The 17426-nt window shown below is 68.1% G+C and carries 14 protein-coding genes and 2 pseudogenes; 11 read left to right on the top strand and 5 right to left on the bottom strand.

Annotated elements, in window-relative coordinates; genetic code table 11:
* Nucleotides 1–132 precede the first annotated feature (132 nt).
* Nucleotides 133–1482 carry a phosphomannomutase/phosphoglucomutase gene (locus ACZ4QV_RS24200; RefSeq protein WP_361636434.1) on the top strand — a complete coding sequence of 450 codons (1350 nt, stop codon included), beginning with the start codon at nucleotides 133–135 and terminating at the stop codon, nucleotides 1480–1482.
* 260 nt (nucleotides 1483–1742) lie between these two features.
* The gene (locus ACZ4QV_RS24195) at nucleotides 1743–1883 is read left to right on the top strand and encodes a hypothetical protein (RefSeq protein ID WP_361880530.1); all 141 of its coding nucleotides are present in this window, start codon (nucleotides 1743–1745) and stop codon (nucleotides 1881–1883) included.
* A gap of 691 nt (nucleotides 1884–2574) precedes the next feature.
* Here the strand turns inward: ACZ4QV_RS24195 and ACZ4QV_RS24190 are convergent.
* The 3 genes and pseudogenes from ACZ4QV_RS24190 to ACZ4QV_RS24180 all read right to left on the bottom strand — a co-directional run.
* Nucleotides 2575–2766: pseudogene (locus ACZ4QV_RS24190) on the bottom strand (CorA family divalent cation transporter); the annotation flags it as partial.
* Between the two features lie 554 nt (nucleotides 2767–3320).
* A complete protein-coding gene (locus tag ACZ4QV_RS24185) occupies nucleotides 3321–4319 on the bottom strand; it encodes an isopenicillin N synthase family dioxygenase (RefSeq protein WP_467763398.1) in 999 nt (332 codons plus the stop codon).
* A 179-nt stretch (nucleotides 4320–4498) separates the two neighbouring features.
* A complete protein-coding gene (locus ACZ4QV_RS24180; RefSeq protein ID WP_467763397.1) occupies nucleotides 4499–5779 on the bottom strand; it encodes an ATP-grasp domain-containing protein in 1281 nt (426 codons plus the stop codon).
* Nucleotides 5780–6581: 802 nt separating this feature from the next.
* On the opposite strand from ACZ4QV_RS24180, the gene ACZ4QV_RS24175 reads away from it, so the two are divergent.
* The 8 genes from ACZ4QV_RS24175 to folE all read left to right on the top strand — a co-directional run bounded on the left by ACZ4QV_RS24175 (nucleotide 6582) and on the right by folE (nucleotide 14813).
* Nucleotides 6582–7910 carry a Rieske 2Fe-2S domain-containing protein gene (locus tag ACZ4QV_RS24175; RefSeq protein ID WP_361616331.1) on the top strand — a complete coding sequence of 443 codons (1329 nt, stop codon included), beginning with the start codon at nucleotides 6582–6584 and terminating at the stop codon, nucleotides 7908–7910.
* 520 nt (nucleotides 7911–8430) lie between these two features.
* Complete coding sequence (locus ACZ4QV_RS24170) at nucleotides 8431–9165, top strand: MmyB family transcriptional regulator (protein ID WP_361160934.1); 735 nt, start codon at nucleotides 8431–8433, stop codon at nucleotides 9163–9165.
* Nucleotides 9166–9243: 78 nt separating this feature from the next.
* A complete protein-coding gene (locus tag ACZ4QV_RS24165; protein ID WP_361616333.1) occupies nucleotides 9244–10512 on the top strand; it encodes an MFS transporter in 1269 nt (422 codons plus the stop codon).
* 415 nt (nucleotides 10513–10927) lie between these two features.
* A complete protein-coding gene (locus tag ACZ4QV_RS24160) occupies nucleotides 10928–12178 on the top strand; it encodes an ATP-grasp domain-containing protein (RefSeq protein WP_361588855.1) in 1251 nt (416 codons plus the stop codon).
* A 156-nt stretch (nucleotides 12179–12334) separates the two neighbouring features.
* A complete protein-coding gene (locus tag ACZ4QV_RS24155; protein WP_361160941.1) occupies nucleotides 12335–13009 on the top strand; it encodes a 7-cyano-7-deazaguanine synthase in 675 nt (224 codons plus the stop codon).
* 103 nt (nucleotides 13010–13112) lie between these two features.
* Complete coding sequence (locus ACZ4QV_RS24150) at nucleotides 13113–13478, top strand: 6-pyruvoyl trahydropterin synthase family protein (RefSeq protein WP_361160944.1); 366 nt, start codon at nucleotides 13113–13115, stop codon at nucleotides 13476–13478.
* Nucleotides 13479–13488: 10 nt separating this feature from the next.
* Entirely contained in the window at nucleotides 13489–14223 is a 735-nt protein-coding gene (locus ACZ4QV_RS24145; RefSeq protein WP_361588862.1) for a 7-carboxy-7-deazaguanine synthase QueE, read from the top strand.
* Entirely contained in the window at nucleotides 14223–14813 is a 591-nt protein-coding gene (gene folE / locus ACZ4QV_RS24140) for a GTP cyclohydrolase I (RefSeq protein WP_361616336.1), read from the top strand. The genes ACZ4QV_RS24145 and folE overlap by 1 nt, the downstream gene beginning before the upstream one ends.
* A gap of 87 nt (nucleotides 14814–14900) precedes the next feature.
* Here the strand turns inward: folE and ACZ4QV_RS24135 are convergent.
* Both ACZ4QV_RS24135 and ACZ4QV_RS24130 read right to left on the bottom strand, forming a co-directional pair.
* Nucleotides 14901–15482, bottom strand: a pseudogene (locus ACZ4QV_RS24135) (IS110 family transposase); the annotation flags it as partial.
* Nucleotides 15483–15617: 135 nt separating this feature from the next.
* Nucleotides 15618–16775 carry a magnesium and cobalt transport protein CorA gene (locus ACZ4QV_RS24130; RefSeq protein ID WP_361616338.1) on the bottom strand — a complete coding sequence of 386 codons (1158 nt, stop codon included), beginning with the start codon at nucleotides 16773–16775 and terminating at the stop codon, nucleotides 15618–15620.
* 174 nt (nucleotides 16776–16949) lie between these two features.
* Here ACZ4QV_RS24130 and ACZ4QV_RS24125 point away from each other — a divergent pair, with 174 nt between their 5' ends.
* Nucleotides 16950–17384 (top strand): cell division protein SepF, encoded by a 435-nt coding sequence (locus ACZ4QV_RS24125; RefSeq protein WP_241268080.1) that lies wholly within the window; start codon nucleotides 16950–16952, stop codon nucleotides 17382–17384.
* Nucleotides 17385–17426: the final 42 nt, after the last annotated feature.

Raw genomic sequence — 17426 nt, 5'->3', positions numbered from 1 at the left:
CCGGGGGGGGGGGGGGGGGGGGGCGCGCGCGGGGGCGGGCGGGGGGGGGCCGGGGGGCCGCCGCCGCCCCCCCCCCCCCCCCCCCCCCCCCCCCCCCCCCCCGCTCCCACCGAACATCCCGAGAGACAGGTCATGCCCGACTACTCGCGCCTCGTGAAGGCGTACGACATCCGCGGCGAGGTCCCCGCGCAGCTGAACGCCGACATCGCCGCCAAGGCCGGCGCGCTGTTCATCCGCCTCACCGGGGCGGACCGGATCGTCATCGCCCAGGACATGCGCTCCACCTCCCCGGCCCTGGCGCAGGCCTTCGCGGCCGGCGCCAACCAGGCCGGAGCGGACGTCCTCGACGCGGGTCTCGGCTCCACCGACTATCTGTACTACTGCTCGGGCAGCCTGGACCTGCCCGGCGTGATGATCACCGCCAGCCACAACCCGGCACAGGACAACGGCATCAAGCTCTGCCGGGCCGGCGCCGCGCCGATCGGCGAGGACACCGGACTGGCCCGCATCCGCACCTGGCTGGAGACCGACGACATCCCCGAGCCGGTGGTGACCCCGGGGACCACCACCCGCCGCGACCTGCTCGCCGAGTACGCGGCCCACCTGAACTCCCTCGTCGACGTCAGCGGCATCCGCCGTCTGAAGGTCGCCGTCGACGCGGGGAACGGCATGGCCGGGCACACCGTCCCCGCCGTGTTCGACGGCCTGCCGCTCGACCTGGTGCCGATGTACTTCGAGCTGGACGGCACCTTCCCGAACCACGAGGCCAACCCTCTGGAGCCCGCGAACCTCCGCGATCTCCAGGCCATGGTCGAGAAGACCGGCGCGGACATCGGCCTGGCCTTCGACGGGGACGCCGACCGGTGCTTCTTCATCGACGAGACAGGACAGGCCGTTCCGCCCTCGGCGATCGTCGGTCTGGTCGCGGCCCGCGAACTGGCCAAGGCCCCCGGTGCGGCCGTCATCCACAACGTCATCACCTCCGCGGCCGCCGTCGAGATCATCCGTGAGCACGGCGGCACTCCCGTCCGCTCCCGCGTCGGCCACTCGTTCATGAAGGCGCTCATGGCCGAGCACGACGCGGTGTTCGGCGGCGAACACTCCGGGCACTACTACTTCCGCGACTTCTGGCGGGCGGACACCGGCATGCTCACCGCCCTGCACGTCCTGGCGGCCCTCGGCGAACAGGACCGTCCGCTGTCCGAACTGGTCGCCGACTACTCCCGCTACGCCGCCTCCGGCGAGATCAACTCCGAGGTCACCGACATCCCCGGTACCCTCGACAAGGTCGAGGCCGCCTACCGCGCCGTCGGCGGCGCCACCGCCGACCGCCTCGACGGCCTCACCGTCACCTTCACCGACGGCTGCTGGTTCAACCTCCGCCCGTCCAACACCGAACCGCTGCTCCGCCTCAACGTCGAAGGACCGACCACCATGTCCATGACGACCCTGCGCGACGAGGTCCTCGGCCTCGTCCGCTGACCCACGGTCTCGGCGCTGTGCGGCCGGGCCCGGCCGCACAGTCCGGCACGCGTACGGTGCCTCGCCCACGAGGAACTGAGCCCATCGGCGGCCGGGACGGCACTGACCGGCCCGCGCTGCCTGGGGCGTAGCGAGGAGGACCACCTCGTCGTCTTCGACCTGCTGCCGGACGCGCGGACCGGTGCGGAACGCGCGGACGACGATGCCTTCGAGTCCGGCCACGCCCACCGGACCGGCGAGATCCTGGGCGTACTGCGCGCTTGGCCCCGTCCGGCACGGTTCCCCTGGACACCGCACGGCGCCCGCTCGCCCACGTCACCGGGCTGCCCCCGGAACGGCACCGAACCGCGAGCTTCGCCGGGCTGGAACTGGGGCGGCTGCTCCAGCAGACGAGGAACTGACCCTAGCCGTACGGCGACTGCGCGCCGACGGGAGCAGGGCCTCTGCCCGGCCCGCCCACGGCGACTTCCGGCTCGACAGCCGAGCACTTCGCGGAGTATCCCGCCGTCGAAGTCGAGTCGCCCTGGGAAGGGCCCGAGCCCGAGCGAGAGACGGCAACCTTCCCCCTGATGTCGACCACGATGCACGGTAACGCCGTGCGCGCCGGCGTCTTCAACGTCGAGGTCTGAAAACCAACTCCGGCTGCGGCCGGTGTCATCCCCATGCGGGAATGGCCGGTGGCAGGTTACCCGCAAGGACGGCTTTCACGTCCTCCGGCACACCTGTGCCTCGATGGTTCTCGAAGCTGACGAGTCCGTGGTCACGCCGACGCGCTGGCTCGGTCATTGCAGCCCTACCATCACGTTGGATCACTACGCCCACTTTGTGCCCGAGGCCGACGGCAAGGGGCGCAAGGCCATTGATACGTGGCTCAACCAGGTGCCCTTCCGACTGTCGCAGCCGTCACTCTTGCCGACGCAGAGCGCTCGGCGCCGGGCCGGATGCGCCGGGGTGAGCAGCGCTCCATGGGCATCTCGGCCAGAGGCCGGCTGAGCTCATTCTCCCCAGATTCTCCCCAGCGGCCTGAAGGAGATGTGCTGCTGCGCTTTCGCGACCTGCGACCTGCGGCTCACCTGTGCTGACGCCGATCGCTCAGAGCCAGTCCCGCCGCTTGAAGATGACGTACAAGCTCGTACACACCACCGCCATCAGCACGGTCGCGAACGGGTAGCCGAACGCCCAGTGCAACTCCGGCATGTGGTCGAAGTTCATGCCGTAGATGGTGCCGACGAGGGTCGGGGCGAAGAGGATGGCGGCCCAGGAGGAGATCTTTTTAAAGTCCTCTTCCGGGCGACCCTCACCTGGGCTCTTGTGTTGCGGTGGTAGTCTGACCAGGGCAAATGGATCTTTCAGGGCTTTTCCGTGTGGCTCAGCTTTACGCAGCCGATTCTCCCCAGGTGCGTCCCACCAAGCTTCGTTCTCCCCAGTTTCTCCCCAGAGAAGCTCCTCGGTTGGAGTCGTGCCCGTCCTGGACGAGGCACTCAGTGACTACTGGCGTGACCTTCGCTCGGTGAGGCGCCAGATTATGCGGCCTCCGGTCTGCCCTGGCCGCACACGGCTTCGGTCGCGGTGGGTGAAGCGCGCAATGCCTGGTCCTGCGGGCGCCCGTTTTCTACCGGAGCGCACCCTCACGTGGTGCGGGCAGGCCCTGTCGACGAATGACGGTCTTCCCCCATCATCTTCGCTCTTTCGGACTCGTCCTCTGCCCAGCGGGACAAGCTATGGGTGACGAGGCTGACCAGGACTCAGGCTGGGCGCGCGGGGTGTCAGGGCGCGAGCGCCTAGGGCCAGTGCCGCTTCTGACGGCCGGCCGCAGGACGTCCACCGTCCGGCAGCGGTCACCAGGTGGGGTGATGGCGGGCGATCAGTTCGGGGAACCCTCTGGTCAGGCCCTTCATGACGTTATCGCCGTAGCAGGCGAACAGGGGGTTGTCCGGGTCCACCGTCACGCCGCCCGCGGCGCTGACGTACCGGCTCGGCAGGGGCCGGACCGATGCCTCCAGACGAGGGCTGTAGAAGAACGGCATGGAGTACCGGTCGACCCCCGGGGCCGGGCGGACGACCCGGTGAACGGTGGCCTTGAGATATCCGCGCGTGGCGACCTCCAGCAGTTCACCGAGGTTGACCACGAACGCGTCCGGCAGGACCGGGACGTCGACGAAGTGACCGTCCTCGACGGCGACCTGCAGCCCGCCTTTGTCGTCCTGCACCAGCAGGGTGAGCAGTCCGTAGTCCTTGTGGGTGCCCGCGCCGTCGCCCTTCGGGACGCTGCCCGCCGTGGCGTCCGGCCCCGGGTAGTGCAGCAGCTTGAAATGGATCTGCGGCTCCGGGGTGACCACATCGTCCAGGAAGCCCTCGGGAGTCTCCAGGGACTCCAGGATGAGCCTGAGCATCCGGTGCGAGAGGCTCGTCAACCGGTCCATCCATGCCAGTACGGCCGGCCGCAGCTCCGGCAGGGCGGCCGGCCACTGGTTGGGGCCGACCAGCCACTGGTACGCGGGCTCTCCCGGGCCGGGGCTCCGCGCCGGGCGCTCGGGACCGATGTCCAGCTGCCGGCGCTGGTCCGGGACGCCCCGGGTGCGCTCCCGCCCCATCGCGGAGTAGCCCCGGAAGTGAGGGGAGTTGAGGACGTCGAGAGCCGCATGCTCCGACTCCGGCAGGGAGAACAGCCGACGCGTCAGGTCGAGCAGTTCGACGGCGCCGGTGACGCCGTGGCCGGTGAGCTGGAAGAACCCGATGTCGTGGACGGCGGCCCGCAGCCGGTTCAGGAACTCGGCGCGCGCTTTCGGACCTCGTTCGCTGTCCCGGAGATCGATCACGGGAATCGCTTCTGGCATGGAGTGCTCCTGGTTTCTCGATACGGTTGTGGACCTCACCACTGCGTTACGGTTCCGGACCGGCCCGCACGGAGGCGGCACGCGGGGACGGGGACAAGAGAGAAGACGGGGCAGTTGCAGGGGCGTGGGAACAGCCCGCGTCGACCAGGTGCCCGGCCGACGCCGTTGTCGATGCCCCGTCAGGACAACGGAGTACCGTGCAGGGTCACCGCGTCGGCCGCCCGCTCCAGTGCCGCCGTGCAGTCCCGCTCCGTCTCGGCGACGGCGACGAGGAGGGCATACCGGGAGCGGGAGTCTCCCGGCGGGTACAGCCGCAGCTCCCGGCCCGGGGCCGTCAGCGCCCGTACTTCCCGGATCTCGGGCGGCAGCCGGTCCATCGCGATCTCGACGGACTCGACCCGTACCTCCCTTTCGGGATACAGGAAGCGGACCGCGGCCGTTGCGGAGGCCCCGGACGTCCGGAAGTCCGGCGTGGCGCCGACCGCCAGATCGGCCGCCATCCGGCCGATCTCCAATCCGGTGACCAGGCCGCCGAGGTACGGGACCCGGCCGCCGCCGATCCGTGCGTTGATCTCCACGACCTTCGGGCCGGAGGAGGTCAGGCGCAGCTCGGTGTGGGTCACCGTGTCGGTCAGGCCGACGGCGGTGTGGGCTTTCTGGACCACTTTGAGCAGAACGTCGTCGGACAGCAGTGGGTCGTCCGCCCGGACCGTGTGGCCCACTTCCTGGAACCCGGGGGCGTAGCCGAGCTGCTTGTGCGCCACGAACAGCGCCGTGACCTGCCCGTCGCGGCAGACCGCCTCCACACTGATCTCGGGTCCGTCGAGGTACTCCTCCACCAGGGTGGGCTGTGCGTACCGGGGCACCTCGTCGAACCAGATCCTGCCCGCCTGCTGGTAGGCCCGTGCCAACTGCCGCTCGCCGCCGACATAGGTCACTCCGCAACTCGCTGAAAGCGCCCGGGGTTTGACCACCACCGGATAGCCGATCCGGGCTGCCGCCTCGCTCGCCTCGGCCAGACTCGCGACGGCTGCCGACCGGGCCTGCGGGACACCGGCCCGGTCGAGCGCCTTCCGGCCGGCGTACTTGTCCCGGCACGCCCTCACGGCCTCGCGCGGGCTGGTACGCAGCCCCAGCACGGTCGCCAGCTCGGCGACGGCCTCCACGCGCGTCTCCTCGTAGGTGAGCACACCCGCGAATCGCTCGGGGTGGGCCCGGGCGGCGGCGGTCATCGCCGCGACGTCCAGGGTGTCCACCACACCGAACGAATCGATGTAGGGCTTTTCCCAGGTGGGAGGCGCGGGGCACAGCAAATGCAACCGGTATCCGGACGCCATGGACCGCAGTACGTAAGCGCGCCAGTGCTCGCTGCCGCTGCCTACCAGCAGCAGGAGCGGCCGCCCCGAGGAACCGGCTGAAAAGCATGCCGCATCAGTGGTGTCGGTGTTCGCTGTCGGCATGTGGGCCGGTTCCTCCGTCATGTCATGCGTGGGGGGGGCAGGCGGGGCGAGCGGTGAGGGGCCGGGGCTCCTGATGCTGTCCACCCGTCGGTGGTGGACGCATCGGCCGGTGACGGGCCGGTCGTGGGCGACTTGGCCCCGGTCCCATCGTGGGCGCCTCGGGCCCTTGTCCCAGGGCACTCACATCATCACGTGACCGGCGGCCGTTATCCACCGCTGCGTTCTACGCCGAATGGGCATCCACTCTTTTTGGTTCGGGTTCTCTTCCTGGGCAGAGTTGACGGGTGAACCGAGGAAGCGCGCCGCCCTTCGTCGGAGAAACGCATCTGCTCCCGTCCGTTGGAGGCAGGTGGCAACAGCACACTCCGCACGGGACGCGCAAGGCGAATTCGACCGTCACTTCTTCGGTGTAAAAGATGCACGTGGACAACGCTGCCCGGACCGAGTGAAGATGACGAACGGACAGGGTCCGATACTTCCATGCCCGCCAGGCGCACCATTCCACTGCTTCGACAACTGTTCCTCCTCCGGCAACCGTCACGCCCCACCCGCCGCATCAACGCCGCAGTGCCTCCAGCCGTCGCACCACCGAAGCCGCGCCGTACGGGTCGACAGGTGCTCACTCTTCCATCAAGCCAGGTACCGCGTGTTCCGATACCGCGGCCGAGCGGCAGCGCTTCGGGGTTGTGCCCACTCTTGCGCGTCGGCTCTTCTTCTCTTCCGGGGCCCGACGGTGTCGCCTTGACAGCGGATGCCCGGCTGGTGCCCCCACTCTGTGCACGTCGTGAGCGAAGGAGTACCCATGCTCTCAGCGGACAAGAACCGCATCCTTTCCCAGGTTCAACGCGGTACGCGAATGGGTGAACTGCTGCGCAGATATTGGCATCCGGTGGCGCCGGTCCTGGAGCTGACCCAGCGTCGTGTCAAACCCGTACGGCTGCTGGGTGAGGACCTCGTCCTGTTCCGTAAGCCGGACGGCAGCCACGGTCTGATCTCCCGGCGCTGCCCGCACCGGGGCACCGACCTCGGTATCGGCTGGGTGGACGGTGACGTGATGCGGTGCGCATACCACGGGTGGGGATTCGACTCCGAAGGCCGTTGCACGAGTCAGCCGTTCGAGGAGACGGGCCCGTCCGGCGGATTCCGCGACAAAGTCGGCGTCACCGCGTACCCCACCACCACGCTCGGAGGGCTGATCTGGGCCTATCTCGGCCCCGCGCCCGCGCCGCTGCTGCCCGACTTCGAGCCGTTCACCTGGGAGCACGGCTTCGTCGAGATCATCATGACGGAACTGCCGTGCAACTGGTTCCAGTGCCACGAGAACAGCATGGACCCCGTCCATTTCGAGTGGCTGCACCAGAACGGGAACGCCGTACGCAGCGACCCGGAATCCCCCACGTATGTACCCCGGCACCTGTCGATCGACTTTCTGGAATTCGAGCACGGTTTCGTCAACGGGCGGGTGGTGGAAGTCCCCGACGTCCGCCCGACAGGTTCCTACTCGAGCACGAACGACGTGACCGACGGCGGGATCCTCAGCCTGTGGCCCTACACCCTCGCTTCCGGGAACACCATCGAGTTCCGGGTGCCGGTGGACGAACGGCGCACCCTCAATTTCACCTGGCAGTACTCCGTGCTCCCCGACGACGTACCGCCCGGCCGGCAGGATCCCAGCGCGATTCCGTACTGGTACGGCCCGCTCACCGACCCGGCGACCGGTGACATCATCACGTCGCACACCGGGAACCAGGATTTCGCCGCGTGGATCGGACAGGGAACGTTCGCGGACCGAACCGTCGAGCAACTGGGGCGCGGCGACAAAGGCATCACCCTGCTACGGCGGAGGTACTTCGAAGCGATGCGGAAAGTGGCGCAGGGGGAGGACCCGCCGGGCACGGTGCGCGACCCCGCGGCCAATGTCAGCATTCAACTGCCCCTCCTCGGCAAGGCCCGCTACACACAAGGGGTGCCGCGCGAGGTTTTCGAGAAGAAACTCGCTGCCCGCAAGAAGAACGGGCTCCTCGGGATCGGCGGATTCTGGACGGTGCAGGCCGGGCGGCCGAGCCACCTCCAGAAGGAGTACGACGAGATCGCGGGCGTCGCACGGAAGGCACCTGCCGGCAGCGTGTGACGCCTTTCGCGCAGGCGTCACTCGTACGGACCATTCAGCTGCCCGAGTCACTCACCCGGATCATTCACCACAGTGACTCGGCGCCCTCACTACCCGGGCTGAGCGGCCGTCGGAGGAGATGATGACAGCGAGGATCCCAACAGACGGGTGCATGGCTGTATCGCCGCGGTCGCTCCGTCGGCGCGACTCATGGGGGGTTCGAACGACACGCCCCGTCGGGGAGTTGATTGATGTGAGTTCATCGGGCTGTCCGGAACCACTGACGCCGCTTCGAGGTCGCTCCGCGTCACGTGTCTCCGGAGAGCGGCATCACGAGAGGACGGAGATGAACGCGGAGGCACTGCGGTTGCTCCTCACGGAGCGGCGAGCCTCAGTAGCGCCGGAATCCCATGGCCTCACGCGGCCCAGGGGAAAGGGCCGACGTGCCCCCGGTCTCGCCCAGCACCAGGTCGATCTCCTGCTCAACCGGGGCTGGGGGACCTATCAGCGTCTGGAGTCCGGCAAGTACCGGAATCCGCCCGTGGACTTTCTGCGGGATCTCGCCCTGCTGCTGCGGCTTTCCGAGCTGGAATGGGTGGCCCTGTGCCGCTACGCCGGCATCGGCGACCCGCCCAGGCCCCTCACGCCGCAGTCCGGGCAGGAGGTGCCCCAGGTGTGGCAGGAGGCTGTCGCCGGAATGACCCACGCCGCCTGTGTCATTGACGCGTCATGGAACATTCTTGCCCACAATCAGCCCTTCACCGATATTTTTCCGTACGGGAAACGCCCCACCAATACGATGCAGTGGATGCTCTTCGACGGTCGGCCCCTGCTCACCGACTGGGCCACCACCTGGGCACCGCACCTCCTGCCCCTCCTGCGGGCCGATCTGGCCGCCCGCCCCGACGACAACACGCTGCGCCGGTTCGAGGCGGCCGTACTGACGGATCCCTGCGCGGCGCCCCTCTACGAGACCGCCGGTGTGGCCGTCCACCCGGACGAGGACAGGCGTCCGCTGCAGCATGCGCGGAGCGGTCCGGGCTGGGTCAAGATGTGCATGGCACAGCCCACCACCTCACCCGGCACCCGCCTCATCATCCTGATCTTCACACCCTGCGCGGGAGGTCCGGCCGGTCCGGCGAGCGGCGTCTGCGGCTCGGCCACGTCGGTGGCCGGACGGATAGCCAGGCCGCCGTGTTGCGACAGCCGGCCCCAGCGGGACGCGCCGGCCCGAGCCGCGGAGAATCTCCGCGCGATACTCTCCGCCCACCGCTGAACCGTCGTTGCGGGCCGCCGCTCCCGAACGTGGTGGCTGGTGGCTGTCCGTCTCCCCTCCGTACCAGGGATCGAGTCGATGTCTGCTGCCCCGGAAGTGTCCGCCGCCCCGGACGGCCGTGCCCCACGGCGTGTGCTCTCCAGTTACCGGGACCTGATGGCGGTCCCGGGCTTCTGGAGGAACGCGCTCGTCGGAAGCATCTCCAAACTCCCGCCCAGCATGGTCGCATTGAGCCTGCTGCTGTTGGTCGGCCGGGACTACTCGTACGGCACCGCGGGCCTGATGGTGAGCGGTTCGGCGATCGGGCAGGGGGTGACGGCGCCGCTGCGCGGACGGCTGATCGACCGGTACGCGCCACGACCGGTCCTGCTGGGCTGCCTTACCGCCCATCTGACGGTGACCGCGCTGCTGCTGTTCATGGTGCGGAACGGGGGGCCCGCGCCGGTGATCCTGATCACCGCGGTCGGCCTGGGGGCCACCGCCCCGCCGGTCGCGGTCATGATGCGCGCGGTGTGGTGTTCGGCGGGCGAGGGGGCGACGCTGACGACGGCCATGGCCCTGGATTCGTCCATGATGGGTGCCGCGCTGATCACCGGCCCGGTGCTGGCCGGCTGGCTGAGCCTGTCGGTGTCGCCCGTCGCCCCGTTCTTCGTCACCGCGACGCTGACGGCGCTTTCGGTCCTCCTGCTGGTGGACGCCCCGCCCGCGCCGCGCTCCGCCGCCGGCGCCCGGGGGCACTGGCTGGGGCCGCTGGCCTCACGCCCCTTGCGGCGGCTGCTGGCCGCGAGCGGACTGTTCGTGACCGCCGTGACCGCCGTCGACGTGCTCCTGCCGCTGTACGCCAAGGAGCACGACGCCGGCGCGTACACCGGTCTCTATCTCGGCGCACTGTCCGTCGGCAGCGTGGTGGGGAGCTTCGGTCTGGGGGCCGTACCCGACCTGCTGGCCCGTGGGCCGAAGGCATTCGTCCTCCTGATCGTCTTCGTCCTCGGTACGGGAGTGCTGTGCCTGGGCACGCGGCTGTCACCGGAGATGGTGCTGCTGCTCTGCCCGGTGGCCGGGCTGGCCATCGGTTCCACGTTCGGGACGCTGCGGACGATCGGCGGCGAACTCGCGCCGCCCGGCCGGATGACCGAGACGATGTCCTGGCTCAGCAGCCTCGATCTGGCCGGGGGCGCGGTCGGCGCCGCGGTCTTCGCGCAGTTCGCAGCCGCCCGGGGAAGCGGGACGGCACTGCTCGTGGTGCCCGCGGTGGCTCTGCTGGCCGCGGTGTTCGGCTGGGGCGCGCGGACGCGTGCGGAGCCGCTGACGGCCGACGCGAACGGCTCCGGTGCCACGCGCGGTTGATGGCGCGGCTCCGGTGTCCGCGGGGGGGGGCCACGAGGCGTCGGCGGTGTGTTCGCGCGTGCGCGCCGCGAACTCCCCGACCTCATGAACGGTTGCAGAAAAAACCGTCCTTCACTGACCCGATAAATGGGACTATTGAGGCCGGGAAAGACGGGGAATGATAAATACAGAAAATTCTGTTTTATCGCTCTCCAGGAAACCTGTGCGCGGGCGCGGTAGGTGCGTCGGTAACAGCGCGCCCGGGCGGGCGTGCGCAGCGGGCTGTGAGGCAGCAGGGGGCGAGCCGCATCGGGCCGAGGCGCACCGCGGCGTCTGCCGGATGACATAACGAGCGTCCCACTGCCCCGCGGAGCTTGCACGCCCGGAGCTTCGGTGTCTTGTCATCGCAGTTCGAAACGACGGAGGTTGACTCCCCATGTCCAGCATCGTCGTCCTCAACCCGGTGAAATTCGGCCTCCATTACAAACGGGCGGTCCAGGCCAGAGGATACCGGCTCATTTCGCTTTACTCCTTCAGCAAGGAGTTGCTGGAAGAACGCTGGCCGTGCCATGCCGATGGTGACGATGTCTCCCTCTACAGCCGGGACCTCGATGGGATGCTGAAGGAACTGGAGCCGTACCGGGACGACATCCGCGCGGTGCTCTCCGGCAGCGATGCGTCCGTCGACTTCGCCGACCGTCTGGCCCACACGCTTCACCTCCCCGGCAACGGTGTGGAACTGGCCTATGCCAGGAACCACAAGGACGCGATGCGCCGGGTGGCCGGACAGGCGGGGCTGCGCATCCCCCGGTACCGGTCGGTCACATCGATCGCGGACATCCCCGCCGCCGCGCACGAGGTCGGCTTCCCCGCCATCGTGAAACACACCTATGGGGGCGGGTCCCACGGCGCCGTGCTGCTTGCCGACGATGCGGCGCTGGCCGGCCTGGGCCGCCTGGTGAAGTTCGACCACTTCCGTGATCCGGTCCGGAAGTGGCTGGTGGAACAGTACATCCGCGGCCGGGAGATCGCGGTGAACACCATGAGTTACGACGGGCAGCACCAGATCATCGACATGTGGTTCTACTCCCAGCCCGACGACTCGGACTACGACTTCCCCTACTGGAACAACGTCCAGATCAACCGCGAGGACCCGGACTGGGACCGGGTGGCCGCCTTTACGCACGAGGTACTGGATGTCTTCGGCGTACGTATCGGCCCCGGGCACACCGAGGTGAAGTGCAACGCGGACGGCGTGTACCTGATCGAGGTCGCCGCACGCCTGGCCGGCGGCCCCGTCACGGACATGTGGCTGGCGCACAGCGACTTCAACCCCTACTACGCCGATATCGACTGCCGCACCGGCCGGCGCCCGGAAGCGCTGGGGCAGCACATCACGTTCGACGCGGTCTTCGGCGCGATCGCCGTTCGCAACGAGGGCGCCCCGGGAGTCCTGCGGGAGATCAAAGGGCTGGACGCGTTCTCCACGGGCCCGGGTGTCGAAAAGGTACTGGTCGCCTATGCCCCCGGTGACTGGGTCCCCACCACGGACAGTACGACCAATATCCCGCTGGGCGCGTGGGTGTCCGGTGACACCGCGGCCCAAGTCCGTGAGCGAATGCACCGCTTGCGCGATCTCGTACAACTCGATATCGACCGGGAAGCGGACGGACCTTCTGATGCTTGACTTCCGCAGCGACACTTTCACCAGGCCCCACCCCGGGGTGACCGCGAGCAACCAGGTTGCTCCGCGGCGGTGCGCTCTGCCCACGCTGCTCGGCCTGCGGAAGACACCCCCGCGGGAAAGAGCGACGTACGGACACGAACGGAAAGGGAAAGGCCGATGACGTCGGCCAAGACGCTGGTCGTCCTGTCCGGCGGCATCGACTCCGTCGTGCTCGCCCACGCCTGCAAGGCCGAGGGAAGAGAACTATCCGCCATCGCGATCGACTACGGCCAGCGCCACCGCAAGGAACTGGAGTACGCGGGACGGGCCGCCGGAAAGCTGAACATCGACCTGACCATCGCCGATCTCGGCGGCTATTCCCGGCTGATGCGTGGCTTCTCCCTGACGGACGCCGACGTCACGGTTCCCGACGAGCACTACACCCGTACCGGAAGCGTCAATGTCGTCCCGAACCGCAACCCGGTCTTTATGACGGTCGCCTACGCCCATGCCGTACTGGCCGGAGCGCAGGAAATGTGTCTCGGGTTCCTCGCCGAGGACGCGGCCACCGCGCCGGACACTTCGCCCGCGTTTCTGACGGCGTTCAACGCGATGGAAGCCCGAGCCCTGGAAGGGCTCGCTGATCCACCACCCCGGGTGACCGCCCCGCTGCTCACCCTGCGCAAGGCCGACGTTCTGCTCCTGGGCGCGGAGCTCGGCGTCGACTGGCGCGAGACTTGGACGTGCTTCAAGGGCGAGCGGTTCCACTGCGGAAGCTGCGCGTCCTGCCACGACCGCCGGAACGCGTTCGCCGAAGCGGACCTCACCGACCCGACCCGATATCAGAGGTGAACTCCGCTTCCGGCGAGCCGAGAAGGACCAGGCGAAGCCGACCCCATGCCAGCCGAAACGGCCTGGCGAGTATCGAGTGACCAGAACGGACGGAGCTGCACCCATGTATGCGATCACCAAGGAATTTCACTTCTCCGCAAGCCACCAGCTCGGCGCCCTGCCGGCAGGACACCAGTGCGCCAGAATGCACGGCCACAACTACCTGGTGGTTCTCGAACTCCGCTGCGACGACACGGAACTCACCGAGACCGGTTTCGTACGCGACTTCGGGGAACTCGACGAGTTCAAGCACTGGCTCGACGCGACCTTCGACCATCAGCACCTCAACGACGCCGTCCCCGGAATGAATCCGTCCGCGGAAAATTTGGCCTGGTGGGTCTATCACCAGTGGGTCGAACGGCTGCCGGAACTGAGCTGTGTACGGGTATCGGAAACGCCCCGGACCTGGGCCACCTACCGTGGGAAGTAGGAGCGGTGCGATGAGCCGGCAGGAGACAACGCGCGGCCGGAAGATCGTCGTCAATGAAATCTTCGGTCCGACGATTCAGGGCGAGGGCCCCTCCATGGGGCGCATCTGTTCCTTCGTCCGGCTCGGCGGCTGCAATCTGACCTGTACCTGGTGCGATACGCCGTACACCTGGGACTGGACGGGGCAGAGCAACGAGGGCACGGCGTACGATCCGAAGGCCGAATTGCACGCGATGCACGTCCTCGACGTGGCGGACCTGCTCAGGGCCATGGATGTCCGGCTGGTCGTCATCTCCGGTGGTGAACCACTCCAGCAGCAGCAGACCGTGACGCTCCTGTGCCACATGCTGAAGGAGAGTGGGGTATCCGTCGAGATCGAAACCAACGGGACCATCGCGCCATCGCCCGCATTGACGGCGACGCAAGCCCGCTTCAACGTCTCGCCCAAATTGCGGCACAGCGGCATGGGGCCGGAACGGACGGTGGTACCGGTCGCGTTGCGGGCCCTGAACGCCACCGGTGGCGCGGCTTTCAAGTTCGTCTGCCGTGGCCCAGCCGATCTCGAAGAGGTCGACGCCATCGTCGCGCGCCACGGCCTGGAATCCGTCTGGATCATGCCGGAGGGACAGGACCAGGAGACGCTGACCCGCCATATGTCGTCGCTCGTTGACGCCGTCGTCGCCCGGCGGTGGAACATGTCGACCCGTATCCATGTGCAGGCGTGGGGGAACCGCAGGGGTGTGTGATGGTGAAAGCCGCCTGGGAAAGGCAGGAAGCGGTCGACGTATCCGTCGACGCCGCCCGGCTCGAAGAGCTGGCCCGGCAGATTCTGATCGAAATCGGGGAGGACCCGACCCGCGAGGGACTCCGCGAGACTCCGCGACGTTATGCCCAATGGTGGAAGGAGTTCGTGGAGTACGACGCCGGAAAGGTGGATACCCTGTTCGAGAGCAGTACCCTGGGCCAGACGGTCATGGTCTCGGGCATGGCCGTCTGGTCGTTGTGCGAACACCACTTGCTTCCGTTCAGCTGTGACCTGACTGTGGCCTACAAGTCCGGCGGGGTACTGCTCGGACTCTCGAAGTTCGCCCGTATCGCGCACAAGCACGCACACAAATTGCAGGTACAGGAACGACTCGTGGTCGACATCGCAGACGAGATCTCCGACATCACCGGGACGAATGACTTGGCCGTGATGGGGCGGGGTGAACATCTCTGCATGACCATGCGTGGTATCCGCACGCCTTCGACGATGTCGTCATCCATTTTCCGTGGGGTGTTCGACCAGTCGGAGCGTGCCCGGGCGGAACTCTTCGCCCAGCTCGGGGTGAAGTGACCGCGGCGGGCCGCGGGGCGATGGCCGGGGGCGCGGTCCCCGCACGTACGGGGCAGCCCCCTGTGGCCGCCGATTCCTGATCCGGATCGCCAGGGAGTGCACCACGAGGGCGGTCATGTCCTCGCCGGGGACGCTGGTGTGCTGGCCTTCGGCGGCTTGGACGGCCTTGGCGGCGAGTTCGTCGGCGTTGCGGGCCTTGCGGTTGCACAGCCAGGTGGCCATTCGTCGGCGGCCGGCCCGGCGGATGGCAGCCGGGGCCTGGTAGCCGGTTAGGAGAAGCAGGGGCCGACGCTCAGGTCGAGCTCGCGCTCCAGACCAGGGAAGATCTCGGTGAGGTGGCCGCGGAGCCGGTTGATGGTCCGGGTGTGCTCGTCGCTGAGGTCGCGGCGGTGCCGGGTGAGGACCTTCAGCTCGGACACCAGCTCGTCGCCTGACCGCAACACGGCGAGGTCGCGCCGGATGCGGGCCTGACCGGCGATCACCGCCGCGTCCTTCGCGTCGGTCTTGCCATCGCCGCGGTAGCCCTCAGAAGCTTTGTTGACCGCCCGACCGGGGATGCGGTCTCGTTGTTGGTGACGTGTCGGGACAGCGGCCGCTTACCGGTTTCATCGATCACCATGCAGTGGTGATGGGTCTCCCGGCGTCGATACCGGCCCAGATCGCTGTCACGTGCGGTCCACGGCTGTCTCGGCCGGAGACCGGACGGGCCCATCTCCCCAGATTCTTCCCAGCGGCCTGAAGGGGGCGCGCCGCGCGCACTCTGCGGCGTTCGACCCGCGGCACACCTGCGCTGACGCCGGTTGCTCAGAGCCAATCCCGGCGCTTGAAGATGACGTACAAACCAGTACATACGACCGCCATCAGGACGATGGCGAAGGGGTAGCCGAGCACCCAGTGCAACTCCGGCATGTGATCGAAGTTCATGCCGTAGATGGTGCCGACCAGGGTGGGGGCGAAGAGGATGGCCGCCCACGAGGAGATCTTCTTGATCTCCTCGTTCTGTTCGAAGCCCGCCTCTGCGAGGGCGCGCATCTCGGCGTTCTGTTGCTGGTTCACGAGGGTGGCGTTGACGGTGAGGATGTCCTGGAGGGCCTGGCGGAAGCCGTCCACGCGTTCGGTGGTGTGGGTGGCGTGGTCGGCGACATCGCGCAGGTAACGGCGGAGTTCCTCGTCGATGCCGTATTTCTCGAAGCCCGCGGTCAGGCTTTCCAGCATGCTGTTCAGGGGGCGGGTCGCGCGCTGGAATTCCACGATCTCGCGGGACAGTTCGTAGATACGGCGGGAAACGCGCGGGTCGCCGCCGAAGACCTCGGTCTCGATCTCGTCGATGTCGTTCTGGACACCGGCGATCACCGGAGCGTAATCGTCCACGACGGCGTCGAGAATCGCGTACAGGACCGCCTCGGGGCCGCGGTCGAGCAGTTCGGGGGCGGCTTCCATGCGGCGGCGTACGGCGGGCAGGTCGGGGGCGCCACCGTGCCGGACGGTGATCACGAAATCGGGGCCGACGAAGACGTGCAGTTCGCCGAAGTCGACCTCCTCGGGGTCGTCCAGGTAGCGCGCGGCGCGCAGGACGACGAAGAGGGTGTCGCCGTAACGCTCCAGTTTCGGCCGTTGATGGGCCTCCAGCGCGTCCTCGACGGCCAGCGGGTGAAGGTCGAATTCCGATGCCAGGGTGACCAATTCGGAGGACGACGGCCGGTGCAGGCCGATCCAGGCCATGGAGCCGGCCGTGGTGCGCAGGTGCCGGAAGGTGTCGGCGAGGGTTTCGTGGGTACTGAGGCGATGTCCGTCGCGGTAAAGAGTGGCATTGATGACACTGCCGGTGGACGGGGCTCCGGCGTCCGGCGCCGGCGACTCGTCCGTGGAGTCGGCTCGCGCCGCGGCGGCCGGCCGCTTCTTCGCCGGCTTGCGGAGCCCGCGCAGGCCGCGCAGCCCGCGGCCGGGAGGATCGACGCTCATGACGGGACCGACCTATGTAACAGAGGGAGTGAACAGGACCAAGGGATCTCGTCGCAGGATATATGTCCGGGGGGTCGGCGGTGATCAGTGGTCATGGTGCAGGATGGGAGCCGGGTGACGCCATCCGTGTGTCGCACCCGAAGACGTATATGTGTTTATCCCTACAATTACGCGATGCAGATAGCGAAGTTGTCCAGCCCCTCCGGGAGAGGTGATTCGGTGAACGGGCCCGACGCCACCGACGAACAGTGGGAAGGGCTCGCCGAGGTCGTTCCCCTTCGCAGCGGCAGTGAATGGCCCTCGTGGCCCGATCACCGTGCCCTGCCCGACGAGGAACCGGGCGAGGAGATGCGGCGGTTCGTCGTCATCCGGGTGCAGACCTTCGCCGACGCGCGTGAGGTCGCCGAGTACCTGATGGCGCAGATCCCCGTCCTGCTCGACCTCAGCAGCGCCGACGCCGACGTGGCCAAACGCATCCTGGACTTCTCCAGTGGTGTGGTCTTCGGGCTCGCCAGCGGGATGCACCGGGTCGACACCAACGTCTTCCTGCTCGCGCCCGTCGGCACCGAGGTCGCCGAGCCGCCGGCGGGTCTCGTACCCCGATCGTAGGAAGGCGTTGCAGCCGTAACGGTTTTGCTTTCGCCGGTTGCC

Source organism: Streptomyces sp. NPDC026394 (assembly GCF_055567735.1).
This window is presented reverse-complemented; position numbering and strand designations above follow the sequence as displayed.

Excerpts from the sequence above, each read along its gene's own strand:
- ACZ4QV_RS24200 (WP_361636434.1), top strand. The coding sequence starts at position 133 with ATGCCCGACTACTCGCGCCTCGTGAAGGCGTACGACATCCGCGGCGAG.
- ACZ4QV_RS24185 (WP_467763398.1), bottom strand. The coding sequence starts at position 4,319 with ATGCCAGAAGCGATTCCCGTGATCGATCTCCGGGACAGCGAACGAGGT.
- ACZ4QV_RS24180 (WP_467763397.1), bottom strand. The coding sequence starts at position 5,779 with ATGCCGACAGCGAACACCGACACCACTGATGCGGCATGCTTTTCAGCC.
- ACZ4QV_RS24175 (WP_361616331.1), top strand. The coding sequence starts at position 6,582 with ATGCTCTCAGCGGACAAGAACCGCATCCTTTCCCAGGTTCAACGCGGT.
- ACZ4QV_RS24165 (WP_361616333.1), top strand. The coding sequence starts at position 9,244 with ATGTCTGCTGCCCCGGAAGTGTCCGCCGCCCCGGACGGCCGTGCCCCA.
- ACZ4QV_RS24160 (WP_361588855.1), top strand. The coding sequence starts at position 10,928 with ATGTCCAGCATCGTCGTCCTCAACCCGGTGAAATTCGGCCTCCATTAC.
- ACZ4QV_RS24155 (WP_361160941.1), top strand. The coding sequence starts at position 12,335 with ATGACGTCGGCCAAGACGCTGGTCGTCCTGTCCGGCGGCATCGACTCC.
- ACZ4QV_RS24150 (WP_361160944.1), top strand. The coding sequence starts at position 13,113 with ATGTATGCGATCACCAAGGAATTTCACTTCTCCGCAAGCCACCAGCTC.
- ACZ4QV_RS24145 (WP_361588862.1), top strand. The coding sequence starts at position 13,489 with ATGAGCCGGCAGGAGACAACGCGCGGCCGGAAGATCGTCGTCAATGAA.
- folE (WP_361616336.1), top strand. The coding sequence starts at position 14,223 with ATGGTGAAAGCCGCCTGGGAAAGGCAGGAAGCGGTCGACGTATCCGTC.
- ACZ4QV_RS24130 (WP_361616338.1), bottom strand. The coding sequence starts at position 16,775 with ATGAGCGTCGATCCTCCCGGCCGCGGGCTGCGCGGCCTGCGCGGGCTC.
- ACZ4QV_RS24125 (WP_241268080.1), top strand. The coding sequence starts at position 16,950 with ATGCAGATAGCGAAGTTGTCCAGCCCCTCCGGGAGAGGTGATTCGGTG.